The sequence below is a fragment of the Micromonospora chaiyaphumensis genome, from assembly GCF_900091435.1.
In the GTDB taxonomy this organism is placed as follows: Bacteria; Actinomycetota; Actinomycetes; order Mycobacteriales; family Micromonosporaceae; genus Micromonospora; species Micromonospora chaiyaphumensis.
Genome location: NZ_FMCS01000005.1, coordinates 431,543 through 444,379 on the forward strand (window position 1 = coordinate 431,543; position 12,837 = coordinate 444,379).

The following is a 12,837-nucleotide window of genomic DNA, read 5'->3' on the forward strand; positions in this document are numbered from 1 at the left end:
TGAACGGATCAGGATGCGAAGAACGCCCGGGGGTCGGCGACCAGCACGCCGTGCTCGGTCAGCCGCTCGATCAGGCCCGACGGCGAGGCGTCGTAGACGATCGCGAGCGCACGCAGGTCGTCGGCGCGGATGGAGAGCACCCGGCCGTTGTAGTCGCCGCGCTGCTGCTGGATGGCGCGGGCGTACCGGGCGACGTAGGCCAGGTCCTCGGAGGCCTCGTCGTAGAGCCGCTCCAGGTCCAGAACGATCTTGCTGGTGGGCTCGTGGCGCACCCCGCTGCCGTCGGGCAGCAGCTCCGAGACGGGCACGCGGTAGAAGTCGGCCAGCTCCGCCAGGCGGGACACGGTGACGGCGCGGTCGCCACGCTCGTACGAGCCGACCACCACGGCCTTCCACCGCCCGTTCGACTTCTCCTCCACCCCCTGCAGGGACAGGCCCTGCTGCTGGCGGATGGAGCGCAGGCGGGCGCCCAGCGACTTGGCGTATTCAGAGGGCATTCGGACACTCCCAGTGCTGCTCGGGGTTCTCCCAGCTATCGCTACGGAGCGTGACGGTACGGGGATTGCGACACGCGGTCAAGTGTTCGTGACGTCCCCGGTCGTCCCGGCGTACGGCTTGTCCGCATTTCTCCACGCTGACCCGCCGGTCAGGACCGGCGGCGGCCGGTCCGGTGACCGCTGGTAACGTGGCGTGAAGCCCCGGTCCGGGCCCTCCACGGCCCGCCGGAGTCGATCAGACGTCCTTTAACGACCCGTCCCGTGAGGCGGGGAAGGAGGTCCGCCGTGGCCTACCCACCGGCTGCCCATTCGTCGCCGCCGCGACAACCCTCGGTGAAGGTGATCCTCGCCGCCGCCGACGTGACGCGCGTGGTCGACCGCATCGCCCACCAGATCCTGGAGAAGACCCAGGGCGCCGCCGACACCGTGCTGCTCGGCATCCCCACCCGCGGGGTCCCGCTCGCGCGGCGGCTCGCCGCCCGGATCAGCACCTTCGAGGACGTGACCGTCCCGGTCGGCGTGCTGGACATCACGCTCTACCGCGACGACCTGCGCCGGCACGCCACCCGCGCGGTCGGCCCCACCGAGCTGCCCCCCGGCGGGATCGACGGCCGGCGGGTGATCCTCGTCGACGACGTGCTCTTCTCCGGCCGCACCGTGCGTGCCGCCCTGGACGCGCTCAGCGACGTCGGCCGCCCGGCCTCGGTGCAGCTCGCCGTCCTGGTCGACCGGGGGCACCGCCAGCTGCCGATCCGCGCCGACTACGTCGGCAAGAACATCCCCACCGCGCTCGCCGAGAGCGTCAAGGTCACCCTGGCCGAGACCGACGGTGCCGACGAGGTACGGCTCCACGGAGGCGCCGCATGATCCGCCACCTGCTCTCCGGGGCCGACCTGGACGCGGCCACCGCCACCGAGATCCTGGACACCGCGGCCGAGATGGCCACCGTGGCCGGCCGCGAGGTCAAGAAGCTGCCCGCGCTGCGCGGGCGGACCGTGGTCAACCTCTTCTACGAGGACTCCACCCGGACCCGGATCTCGTTCGAGGCGGCCGCGAAGCGGCTCAGCGCTGACGTGATCAACTTCTCCGCCAAGGGCTCGAGCGTGGCCAAGGGGGAGAGCCTGAAGGACACCGCGCTCACCCTCCAGGCCATGGGGGCCGACGCGGTGGTCGTCCGGCACCCCGCCTCCGGCGCGCCGCACCGGCTGGCCAACTGGGTGGACGGCTCGGTGGTCAACGCCGGTGACGGCACCCACGAGCACCCCACCCAGGCGCTGCTCGACGCCTACACCATGCGCTCCCGGCTGGGCCGCCTGGACGGCCTGCACGTGGCGATCGTCGGCGACGTGCTGCACTCCCGGGTGGCCCGCTCGAACGTTCTCCTGCTCTCCACCCTCGGCGCGAAGGTCACCCTGGTCGGCCCGCCGACCCTCATCCCGGTCGACATCTCGCCGGCCCTCGCTCCCGGCACCGATGTCTCCTACGACCTCGACGCCGTTCTTCCCGGTGTGGACGTGGTGATGATGCTGCGGGTGCAGCGGGAGCGGATGAACGACTCCTACTTCCCCTCGGCCCGCGAGTACGCCCGCCGCTACGGCTTGGACGGGCCGCGGATGCGCCGGCTGCCCGGTCACGCGATCGTCATGCACCCCGGCCCCATGAACCGGGGGATGGAGATCACCCCCGAGGTGGCCGACTCGCCCCGCTCCACCATCGTCGAACAGGTCGCCAACGGGGTCTCCGTGCGGATGGCCGTCCTCTACCTGCTGCTCGGAGGGAACAACCGGTGACCGCGTACCTGATCCGGAACGTGAGTGTGGTCGGCGGCGCGCCGACCGACCTGCTGATCCGCGACGGCGTCGTGGCGGAGACCGGCGCCGGCCTGGCCGCGCCGGACGCCACCGTGCTCGACGCCACCGGCCTGGTGGCCCTGCCCGGCCTGGTCGACCTGCACACCCACCTGCGCGAGCCGGGCCGCGAGGACGCCGAGACCGTGGAGTCCGGCTCCCGGGCCGCGGCGCTCGGCGGCTACACGGCGGTGTGCGCCATGGCGAACACCTCGCCGGTGGCCGACACGGCCGGCGTGGTCGAGCAGGTCTGGCGGCTCGGCCGGGAGGCCGGGCTGGTCGACGTGCAGCCGATCGGCGCGGTCACCGTCGGCCTGGCCGGCGAGCGCCTGGCCGAGCTGGGCGCCATGGCCGACTCCGCCGCCCGGGTGCGGATCTTCTCCGACGACGGGCACTGCGTCGCCGACCCGAAGCTGATGCGCCGGGCCCTGGAGTACGTCAAGGCGTTCGACGGGGTGATCGCCCAGCACGCCGAGGAGCCCCGGCTCACCGAGGGCGCGCAGATGCACGAGGGCGAGGTCTCCACGCGGCTCGGGCTGACCGGCTGGCCGGCGGTGGCCGAGGAGGCGATCATCGCCCGCGACGTGCTGCTGGCCGAGCACGTCGGCAGCCGCCTGCACATCTGCCACGTCTCCACGGCCGGCAGCGTCGAGGTGCTGCGGCACGCCAAGGCGCGGGGGGTGAAGGTCACCGCCGAGGTGACCCCGCACCACCTGCTGCTGACCGACGAGAAGGCGGCCTCCTACGACCCCGTCTACAAGGTCAACCCGCCGCTGCGCACCGCGGCCGACGTCGCCGCGCTGCGGGCGGCCCTGGCCGAGGGCGTGATCGACATCGTGGCCACCGACCACGCGCCGCACGCCGTGGAGGACAAGGAGTGCGAGTGGGCGTACGCCCGGCCGGGCATGCTCGGCCTGGAGACGGCGCTCTCCATCGCGCTGGACGTGCTCGGGCCGCAGTGGGACCTCATCGCCGAGCGGATGTCCCGCGCCCCGGCCCGGATCGCCGGGCTGGACGGCCACGGCCTCGACCCGGCCCCCGGCGTGCCGGCCAACCTGACCCTTGTCGACCCGGCCGCCCGCCGGGTCGTCGAGCCGGCGGAACTGGCCAGTCGCAGTCGCAACACCCCGTACGCCCGCATGACGCTGCCGGGTCGCATCGTGGCGACCTTCCTGCGCGGCGAGCCGACGGTCCTGGACGGAAAGGCTGTCAAGTAAATGGCGAAGCGCAGAAGCGCGATCCTCGTCCTGGAGGACGGGCGCACGTTCCACGGCGAGGCGTACGGCAGCGTCGGGGAGACCTTCGGTGAGGCGGTCTTCAACACCGGCATGACCGGCTACCAGGAGACCCTCACCGACCCCTCGTACCACCGCCAGGTGGTGGTGCAGACCGCGCCGCACATCGGCAACACCGGCGTCAACGGCGAGGACGACGAGTCCGGCCGGATCTGGGTGGCCGGCTACGTGGTGCGCGACCCGGCCCGGATCGGCTCCAACTGGCGGGCCACCGGCGGCCTGGAGGACCGGCTCGCCGCCGAGGGCGTGGTCGGCATCAGCGGCGTGGACACCCGGGCGCTCACCCGGCACCTGCGCGAGCGCGGCGCCATGCGGGTCGGCATCTCCAGCGTCGACGACGACCCGGCCGCCCTGCTCGACCGGGTCCGCCACGCGCCGCAGATGGTCGGCGCGGATCTCTCCGCCGAGGTGACCACCGAGAAGCCGTACGTCGTCGAGGCGGTCGGCGAGCACCGCTTCACCGTCGCGGCCCTGGACCTGGGCATCAAGCGCAACGTGCCGCGCCGGCTCGCCGCCCGCGGCGTCACGACCCACGTGCTGCCCGCGGGCTCCTCGATCGAGGACCTGCTGGCCACCGGCGCGGACGCGGTCTTCTTCTCGCCCGGGCCGGGCGACCCGGCCACCGCCGACGGGCCGGTCGCCTTGGCGCGCGAGGTGCTGGGCCGGCGGATCCCGCTGTTCGGCATCTGCTTCGGCAGCCAGATCCTGGGCCGCGCGCTCGGCTTCGGCACCTACAAGCTGGGGTACGGCCACCGGGGCATCAACCAGCCGGTGCTCGACCGGGCCACCGGCAAGGTCGAGGTGACCAGCCACAATCACGGCTTCGCCGTCGAGGTGCCGGGCGCGGCGCACGGCGTGGTCGTCCCCGACCAGGTGATCGACACCGAGTTCGGCGGCGTCCAGGTCTCCCATGTCTGCCTCAATGACAACGTGGTCGAGGGGCTGCGGGCCAAGGACGTGCCCGCCTTCACCGTCCAGTACCACCCGGAGGCGGCGGCGGGCCCGCACGACGCGGACTACCTCTTCGACCGTTTCGCCGAGCTGATCGAAGGCCGCGGCCTCGACCGGAAGCAGAGTGAGGGGCGCAAGGATGCCTAAGCGGACCGACCTCAAGCACGTCCTGGTGATCGGCTCCGGCCCGATCGTGATCGGCCAGGCCTGCGAGTTCGACTACTCCGGCACGCAGGCCTGCCGGGTGCTGCGCAGCGAGGGGATCCGGGTCAGCCTGGTCAACTCCAACCCGGCGACGATCATGACCGACCCGGAGTTCGCCGACGCCACGTACGTCGAGCCGATCACCCCGGAGTTCGTCGAGCTGGTCATCGCCAAGGAGCGCCCCGACGCGCTGCTGCCCACCCTGGGCGGGCAGACCGCGCTCAACACCGCGGTCGCGCTGCACGAGGCCGGCGTCCTGGAGAAGTACGGCGTCGAGCTGATCGGCGCCAACATCGACGCCATCAACCGGGGCGAGGACCGGCAGCTGTTCAAGGACATCGTGGCCAAGGCCGGCGTACGCCTCGGCCTTTCCGACCCGTCGGCGCTGGTGCCCCGCTCCCGGGTCTGCCACTCGATGGACGAGGTCCGCGAGACGGTCGGCGAGCTGGGCCTGCCGGTGGTGATCCGGCCGTCGTTCACCATGGGCGGCCTCGGCTCCGGCATGGCGCACACCGACGAGGACCTGACCCGGATCGCCGGCTCCGGCCTGGCCGCCAGCCCGGTGCACGAGGTGCTCATCGAGGAGAGCGTGCTCGGCTGGAAGGAGTACGAGCTCGAACTCATGCGCGACCGCCACGACAACGTGGTGGTGGTCTGCTCGATCGAGAACGTCGACCCGATGGGCGTGCACACCGGCGACAGCGTCACCGTGGCCCCGGCCATGACGCTGACCGACCGCGAGTACCAGCGCCTGCGCGACCTCGGCATCGCGGTGCTCCGCGAGGTCGGCGTCGACACCGGCGGCTGCAACATCCAGTTCGCGGTGAACCCGGCCGACGGCCGGATCGTCGTGATCGAGATGAACCCGCGGGTGTCCCGCTCCTCGGCCCTCGCGTCGAAGGCCACCGGCTTCCCGATCGCCAAGATCGCCGCGAAGCTGGCCATCGGCTACACCCTCGACGAGATCCCCAACGACATCACCCTGAAGACTCCGGCGGCCTTCGAGCCGACCCTGGACTACGTGGTGGTGAAGATCCCCCGGTTCGCGTTCGAGAAGTTCCCCGGCGCCGACCAGGAGCTGACCACCACCATGAAGTCGGTGGGCGAGGCCATGAGCCTCGGGCGCAACTTCACCGAGGCGCTGAACAAGGCCATGCGCTCGATGGAGACCACGCGCGGCGGCTTCTGGACCCGGCCCGACCCGGCCGGCGCCACGAGGGAGAACACCCTCGCGGCGCTGCGCATGCCGCACGACGGCCGGATCTACACGGTCGAGCGGGCGCTGCGGCTGGGCGCGTCGATCGCCGAGGTGACCGAGGCGTCGGGCGGGATCGATCCCTGGTTCCTGGACCAGATCGCCGCGCTCGTGGAGCTGCGGGCCGAGATCGTGGCCGCCCCGGTGCTCGACGCCCAGCTGCTGCGCCAGGCCAAGCGGGCCGGCCTGTCCGACCGGCAGCTCGCCGCGCTGCGCCCCGAACTGGCCGCCGAGGACGGCGTCCGCACCCTGCGTCACCGGCTCGGCATCCGTCCGGTCTACAAGACGGTGGACACCTGCGCGGCCGAGTTCGAGGCCACGACGCCCTACCACTACTCGACCTACGACCAGGAGACCGAGGTCGGGCCCTCGGACCGGCCGAAGGTGCTCATCCTGGGCTCCGGGCCGAACCGGATCGGGCAGGGCATCGAGTTCGACTACTCCTGCGTGCACGCGGTCCAGGCGTTGCGGGAGGTCGGCTACGAGACGGTGATGGTCAACTGCAACCCGGAGACCGTCTCCACCGACTACGACACCGCCGACCGGCTCTACTTCGAGCCGCTCACCTTCGAGGACGTGCTGGAGGTCTGGCACGCCGAGGACTCGTCCGGGCGGGCGGCCGGCGGCCCCGGCGTGGTCGGGGTGGTCGTGCAGCTGGGCGGGCAGACCCCGCTCGGCCTGGCCCAGCGGCTCAAGAACGCCGGTGTGCCGATCGTCGGCACGTCCCCGGAGTCGATCCACCTGGCCGAGGAGCGCGGCGCGTTCGGCGCGGTGCTGTCCCGGGCCGGGCTGCGCGCCCCGGCGCACGGCATGGCCACGTCGTACGACGAGGCCAAGGCGATCGCCGACGAGATCGGCTACCCGGTGCTGGTCCGCCCGTCGTACGTGCTCGGCGGCCGGGGCATGGAGATCGTCTACGACGACGCCACCCTGCGCGACTACATCGGCCGGGCCACCGACATCTCGCCGGACCACCCGGTGCTGGTGGACCGCTTCCTCGACGACGCCATCGAGATCGACGTGGACGCCCTGGTCGACGCCGACGGCGCGGTCTACCTGGGCGGCGTCATGGAGCACATCGAGGAGGCCGGCATCCACTCCGGCGACTCCTCCTGCGCGCTGCCGCCGATCACCCTGGCCGGCTCGCACCTGGCGCAGGTGCGCCGCTACACCGAGGAGATCGCCCGCGGCGTCGGGGTGAAGGGCCTGCTCAACGTCCAGTACGCGCTCCAGGGCGACACGCTGTACGTGCTGGAGGCCAACCCGCGCGCCTCCCGGACGGTCCCGTTCGTGTCCAAGGCCACCGCCGTGCCGCTGGCCAAGGCGGCGGCCCGGATCGCGCTCGGCGCCACCATCGCCGAGCTGCGCGCCGAGGGGATGCTGCCGCCCACCGGGGACGGCGGGACCATGCCGGCCGACGCCCCGATCGCGGTCAAGGAGGCGGTGCTGCCGTTCAAGCGGTTCCGCACCCCGTCCGGCAAGGGCATCGACGTGCTGCTCGGCCCGGAGATGAAGTCCACCGGCGAGGTGATGGGCATCGACACCAACTTCGGGCACGCCTTCGCCAAGTCGCAGTCCGCCGCGTACGGGTCGCTGCCGACCGCCGGGAAGATCTTCGTCTCGGTGGCCAACCGGGACAAGCGCGGCATGATCTTCCCGATCAAGCGCCTGGCCGACCTGGGCTTCGAGATCGTCGCCACCACCGGCACGGCCGAGGTGCTGCGCCGGCACGGCATCGCCTGCGAGCAGATCCGCAAGCACTACGAGTCGGGCGAGGGCGAGGACGCCGTCTCGCTGATCCTCGGCGGCGACGTGGCCCTCGTGGTGAACACCCCGCAGGGCTCCGGCGCGAGCGCCCGCTCCGACGGCTACGAGATCCGCAGCGCCGCCGTGACGGCGGACATCCCCTGCGTCACCACGGTGCCCGGCGCCGCAGCCGCGGTGATGGGCATCGAAGCGCGAATCCGCGGAGACATGCGCGTCCGCCCCCTCCAGGAACTCCACGCCGCCCTCCGGGCCGGCGAGTGACCACCCCGACCGCCCTGATCCCGTCGATCATGAGGTTGGCGGCAGCCGAGGAGATCGACTTCGCCGCCAACCTCATGATCACCGCAGCCGGCCCGGGGAGGCGGGGGTGATCTTTGAGCGGGTTGTGCGGCCTCGGCTGTTCCGCCTCGGGGGCGGGGACGCTGAGGTGGCGCACGAGTGGACGTTGGAGCGGCTGGCCTCGGTGGCTCGGCGGCCGGCCGCTCTCGCCGCCCTGCACGCGCGGTACTTCCGTGCGGCGCCGCGGACCGTGTTCGGGGTGGAGTTCCCGAATCCGGTCGGGCTGGCGGCCGGGATGGACAAGAACGGGGTGGCGCTGCCGGCGTGGCCCGCTCTGGGCTTCGGCTTCGTCGAGGTCGGCACCGTCACCGCGCACGCCCAGCCGGGCAATCCCCGGCCCCGGCTGTTCCGGCTGCGCGACAGCGAGGCCGTGGTCAACCGGATGGGCTTCAACAACGCGGGCGCGGAGGCCCTCGCGGCCCGGCTGGGGGCGCTGCCGCGCCCGCTCGGCGTGCCGCTGGGCATCTCGCTGGGCAAGTCCAAGGTGACCCCGCTGGACGAGGCCGTCGAGGACTACCTGGCCTCCTACCGGGCCCTGAAGGGGCACGGGGACTACTTCGCGGTCAACGTGTCCTCACCGAACACCCCGGGGCTGCGGTCCCTTCAGGACCGTTCCCACCTGGACGCGCTGCTCGCGGCTCTGGTGGGGGAGAAGCCGGTGCTCGTGAAGATCGCCCCCGACCTCACCGAGCCGGCCGTCGCCGAGCTGCTGGAGGTCTGCCTCGACCGCGGCGCGGCCGGGGTGATCGCCACCAACACCACCCTGGCCCGCGACGGGCTGGCCCCGGCCGACCGGGCGCGGGGCGCGGAGACGGGCGGCCTCTCCGGCCGCCCGCTGACCGACCGGGCCCGTGCGATGGTCGCCTTCGTGCACCGGGAGACCGGCGGCCGGCTGCCGGTGATCGGCGTCGGCGGCATCCTCGACCCGGACGACGCGGCCCGGATGTTCGACGCCGGCGCGAGCCTCGTCCAGCTCTACACCGGCTTCATCTACCGGGGCCCGGCCCTGGTCCGGTCGGTGGCCCGGGCGGCCGCCCGGCGCTGACCGCTCGGAGACCACGAAGGAGAACCGTGACGCCCGAGGAGATCCTCGCCGCCGACCGCCGGCACGTCTGGCACCCGTACGCGGCCCTGCCGCCGGCCAGCCCACCGTACGTGGTGGACGGTGCCGAGGGCGTGCGGCTGCGGCTGGCCGACGGCCGCGAACTGGTCGACGGGATGTCGTCCTGGTGGGCGGCCATCCACGGCTACCGCCACCCGGTGCTCGACGCCGCCGTCACCGACCAGCTCGGCCGGATGAGCCACGTGATGTTCGGCGGCCTCACCCACGAGCCCGCGGTACGCCTCGCGCGGACCCTCGTGGAACTGGCCCCGGACGGCCTGGAGCACGTCTTCCTGGCCGACTCCGGCTCGGTCAGCGTCGAGGTGGCCGTGAAGATGTGCCTGCAGTACCAGCGGGCCCTGGGACGGCCGGAACGCCGCCGGCTGGGCACCTGGCGCGGCGGCTACCACGGCGACACGTTCCACCCCATGAGCGTCTGCGACCCGGAGGGCGGCATGCACCACCTCTGGGGCGACGTGCTGCCCCGGCAGGTGTTCGCCCCGGTGCCGCCCGCCGGCTTCGACACCCCGCCCGACCCGGCGTACGAGGCGGCGCTGGTGGACGCCGTCGAACGGCACGCCGGCGAGCTGGCCGCGGTCATCGTGGAGCCCGTGGTGCAGGGCGCCGGCGGGATGCGCTTCCACAACCCGCACTACCTGCGGGTGCTGCGCGAGGTGACCCGGGCGCACGGGATCCTGCTGGTCTTCGACGAGATCGCCACCGGCTTCGGCCGGACCGGCACCATGTTCGCCGCCGAGCACGCCGGCGTCGCCCCGGACGTGCTCTGCGTCGGCAAGGCGCTCACCGGCGGGTACCTCACCCTGGCCGCGGCGCTCTGCACCCCCGAGGTGGCCCGGGCCATCTCCGCCGACGGGGTGCTGGCGCACGGCCCGACCTTCATGGGCAACCCGCTCGCCTGCGCGGTCGCCAACGCCTCCCTGGACCTGCTGCGGGCCGGGGACTGGGCCGGCCGGGTGGCGGACATCGCCGAGGGCCTGCGGGCCGGCCTGGCGCCGCTGCGGGACGCCCCCGGGGTGGCCGACGTGCGGGTGCTCGGCGCGATCGGCGTGGTGCAGCTCGACCACGAGGTGGACCTGCCCCGGGCGACCGCCGCCGCGGTGGCGCAGGGCGTCTGGCTGCGGCCGTTCCGGGACCTCGTGTACACCATGCCGCCTTACGTCTGCGACGACGCGGACGTGGCGCGGATCGCGGCCGGCGTGGCCGCGGCGGTCAAGGCCGGCTGAGCCGGCCCACTCCACCCCCCGGACGGCGCCCGCGCCGGCCGGTGGACGGCACCACCGGCGGCGGGACGCCGCCGCCGGACACGACGCGGCCCGACGCCGCGCCAGGAGAGGGAGAGACGCGATGGAGACCTTCGGCGCCCGCCTGCACCGGGCCGTGGCCGAGCGGGGACCGCTCTGCGTGGGCATCGACCCGCACCCCGGGCTGCTGGCCCGCTGGGGGCTGCCTGACGACGTCGAGGGCCTGGACCGGTTCTGCCGGATCGTGGTGGAGGCCATCGGCGACCGGGTGGCCGTGGTCAAGCCCCAGTCGGCGTTCTTCGAGCGCTTCGGGTCCCGTGGTGTCGGAATTCTTGAGTCAACTATCCGACAGTTGCGAAATTCGGGCTCGCTCGTTCTCCTCGACGTCAAGCGCGGCGACATCGGCTCGACGGTGAGCGCGTACGCCTCGGCGTACCTCGATCCATCCAGCCCGCTGTATGTCGACGCGGTCACCGCGAGTCCCTACCTGGGGGTGGGTTCGCTCGCGCCGATGTTCGAGCTGGCGGCCGCCCACGGCGGCGGCGTCTTCGTCCTGGCGCTCACCTCGAACCCGGAGGGCGCCGCCGTGCAGCGCGCCGTGGGGGCCGACGGGCGCACCGTCGCGCAGACCGTCATCGACGAGATTTCCCAGCTCAACCGGGGTGCCGAGCCGCTCGGCAGCTTCGGGCTGGTGGTCGGCGCGACGATCGGTGACACCGGTCACGACCTCGCCGCGGTGAACGGTCCGCTGCTCGCCCCGGGGCTGGGCGCGCAGGGCGCGACGGCCGCCGACCTGCGTACCGTCTTCGGCTCCGCCCTACCCACGGTGCTGCCGTCGTACTCCCGCGAGGTGCTGGGTGCGGGGCCGGACGAGGCCGCCCTGCGGGCCGCCACCGACCGCGTGCTGGGCGAGTGCCGGGCCGCCCTGGCCACCGCGTGACTGACTGACGGCTCGGTCACTTTCCGTTGATCTTCGCGCGTCCACGTTGCCGAAAACGCCGTTGACCGCTAGTTTTCCCCGCGCTGGGAACCACGGACCCCTTTGGTTGCCAGCGACACCACGTTTCACAGCTGCGGTGGTGCGCCCCGCCCGCCGTACTAGGGACCTGAGGAGAACTGGTGCCGCTCCCGTCACTGACCCCCGAGCAGCGCGCTGCCGCGCTGGAGAAGGCCGCGGAGATCCGCAAGGCCCGTGCTGAGCTGAAGGAGCAGCTCAAGCAGGGCAAGACCACCCTCGCCACCGTCCTCGAGCGGGCCGAGTCCGACGACGTCGTGGGCAAGCTGAAGGTTTCGGCCGTGCTCCAGGCGATGCCGGGCATCGGCAAGATCCGGGCCACCCAGATCATGGAGAAGCTCAAGATCGCCGACAGCCGCCGGCTGCGTGGCCTGGGCGAGCAGCAGCGCAAGGCGCTGCTTGGAGAGTTCGCCGCCAACTGAACGGCCCACCGTGTAGAAACAAGCGGTGAGCACGGATGACGAGGCGCGCCCGGCGGCTCGGCTCACTGTCCTGGCCGGACCTTCGGGGGCCGGCGGGGAGAGTGTCGTCGAGCTTGTCCGGGCGCGCTTTCCGTCCGTGTGGGTGCCGGTGGCCGCCACCACCCGGCCGGCCTGCCCCGGCGAGGTGGACGGCGTCGACCGGCTCTTCCTCGACGCGGGCGACTTCGACCGGATGGTCGCGGCCGACGAGCTGCTGGAGTGGAGCCGGGTCGGGCCGTACCGGCGCGGGGTGCCGCGCGCGGGCGTGCGGGCCCGGCTCGCCGAGGGCCGGCCGGTGCTGCTCCCGCTGGACCTGCCGGGCGCGCTCGCGGTCCGGGCCGTGGTGCCCGACGCGCGGTTGGTGCTGCTCGTCCCGCCCGCGTACCGGCCGGACCCGGCCCTCGCGGCCGCCTTCGCACACGCCGTGGTGCACGACCGCACCGAGCGCGCGGCCGATGAGCTGGTAGGCTTGCTCGGTTCTTCCTTCCTGGCTCCGGCCCGACCGCGCCCGAGCGGTTGAGAGGCCACCGCCCCCGGGCGGTGCACAACGACGCAGAGGTTATTTCGTGGGATCCATCGCCAACCCCGAAGGCATCACCAACCCGCCGATCGACGAGCTCCTCGAGAAGACCACCTCGAAGTACGCGCTGGTGATCTTCGCCGCCAAGCGCGCGCGCCAGGTCAACGCCTACTACAGCCAGCTCGGTGAGGGCCTGCTGGAGTACGTCGGCCCGCTGGTGGAGACCACCCCCCAGGAGAAGCCGCTCTCCATCGCCATGCGCGAGATCAACGCGGGTCTGCTCACCGCCGAGCCGACCGACCAGCCGTAAGCCCCGCCCGCC

General features: G+C 73.0%; 12 protein-coding genes. 11 read left to right on the forward strand and 1 reads right to left on the reverse strand.

The features are described 5' to 3' along the window. Positions 1-8: 8 nt before the first annotated feature. Positions 9-497, reverse strand: coding sequence for a transcriptional regulator BldD (gene bldD, locus GA0070214_RS16585; RefSeq protein ID WP_013285505.1), 489 nt, complete (start codon positions 495-497; stop codon positions 9-11). Between the two features lie 285 nt (positions 498-782). Between bldD and pyrR the strand changes: the two genes are divergently transcribed. From pyrR to rpoZ, 11 genes are all read left to right on the forward strand, one after another. Continuing rightward, on the forward strand, positions 783-1,364 hold the full coding sequence (gene pyrR, locus GA0070214_RS16590) for a bifunctional pyr operon transcriptional regulator/uracil phosphoribosyltransferase PyrR (RefSeq protein WP_091263766.1): 582 nt from the start codon (positions 783-785) through the stop codon (positions 1,362-1,364). After that, positions 1,361-2,287, forward strand: a complete 927-nt coding sequence (locus GA0070214_RS16595) for an aspartate carbamoyltransferase catalytic subunit (protein ID WP_091263768.1) — start codon at positions 1,361-1,363, stop codon at positions 2,285-2,287. The genes pyrR and GA0070214_RS16595 overlap by 4 nt, the downstream gene beginning before the upstream one ends. After that, entirely contained in the window at positions 2,284-3,561 is a 1,278-nt protein-coding gene (locus GA0070214_RS16600) for a dihydroorotase (RefSeq protein ID WP_091263770.1), read from the forward strand. The genes GA0070214_RS16595 and GA0070214_RS16600 overlap by 4 nt, the downstream gene beginning before the upstream one ends. Further along, a complete protein-coding gene (gene carA / locus GA0070214_RS16605) occupies positions 3,562-4,737 on the forward strand; it encodes a glutamine-hydrolyzing carbamoyl-phosphate synthase small subunit (RefSeq protein WP_091263772.1) in 1,176 nt (391 codons plus the stop codon). Beyond that, positions 4,730-8,077, forward strand: coding sequence for a carbamoyl-phosphate synthase large subunit (gene carB / locus GA0070214_RS16610; protein ID WP_091263774.1), 3,348 nt, complete (start codon positions 4,730-4,732; stop codon positions 8,075-8,077). Before carA ends, carB begins: the two co-directional genes overlap by 8 nt. 106 nt (positions 8,078-8,183) lie before the next feature. After that, complete coding sequence (locus GA0070214_RS16615; protein WP_091263776.1) at positions 8,184-9,200, forward strand: quinone-dependent dihydroorotate dehydrogenase; 1,017 nt, start codon at positions 8,184-8,186, stop codon at positions 9,198-9,200. A gap of 26 nt (positions 9,201-9,226) precedes the next feature. Then, complete coding sequence (locus GA0070214_RS16620) at positions 9,227-10,501, forward strand: adenosylmethionine--8-amino-7-oxononanoate transaminase (RefSeq protein ID WP_091263778.1); 1,275 nt, start codon at positions 9,227-9,229, stop codon at positions 10,499-10,501. 121 nt (positions 10,502-10,622) lie between these two features. Beyond that, entirely contained in the window at positions 10,623-11,459 is an 837-nt protein-coding gene (gene pyrF / locus GA0070214_RS16625; RefSeq protein ID WP_091263780.1) for an orotidine-5'-phosphate decarboxylase, read from the forward strand. A 179-nt stretch (positions 11,460-11,638) separates the two neighbouring features. Next, entirely contained in the window at positions 11,639-11,956 is a 318-nt protein-coding gene (mihF, locus tag GA0070214_RS16630) for an integration host factor, actinobacterial type (RefSeq protein ID WP_013285515.1), read from the forward strand. Between the two features lie 25 nt (positions 11,957-11,981). Continuing rightward, the gene (locus GA0070214_RS16635; protein ID WP_091263782.1) at positions 11,982-12,515 is read left to right on the forward strand and encodes a nucleoside/nucleotide kinase family protein; all 534 of its coding nucleotides are present in this window, start codon (positions 11,982-11,984) and stop codon (positions 12,513-12,515) included. Between the two features lie 46 nt (positions 12,516-12,561). Next, on the forward strand, positions 12,562-12,825 hold the full coding sequence (rpoZ, locus tag GA0070214_RS16640) for a DNA-directed RNA polymerase subunit omega (RefSeq protein ID WP_007075826.1): 264 nt from the start codon (positions 12,562-12,564) through the stop codon (positions 12,823-12,825). Positions 12,826-12,837: the final 12 nt, after the last annotated feature.

Bases quoted from the DNA above. Each gene is read 5' to 3' on its own strand.
- bldD (WP_013285505.1), bottom strand. From the start codon at position 497: ATGCCCTCTGAATACGCCAAGTCGCTGGGCGCCCGCCTGCGCTCCATC.
- GA0070214_RS16595 (WP_091263768.1), top strand. From the start codon at position 1,361: ATGATCCGCCACCTGCTCTCCGGGGCCGACCTGGACGCGGCCACCGCC.
- carA (WP_091263772.1), top strand. From the start codon at position 3,562: ATGGCGAAGCGCAGAAGCGCGATCCTCGTCCTGGAGGACGGGCGCACG.
- carB (WP_091263774.1), top strand. From the start codon at position 4,730: ATGCCTAAGCGGACCGACCTCAAGCACGTCCTGGTGATCGGCTCCGGC.
- pyrF (WP_091263780.1), top strand. From the start codon at position 10,623: ATGGAGACCTTCGGCGCCCGCCTGCACCGGGCCGTGGCCGAGCGGGGA.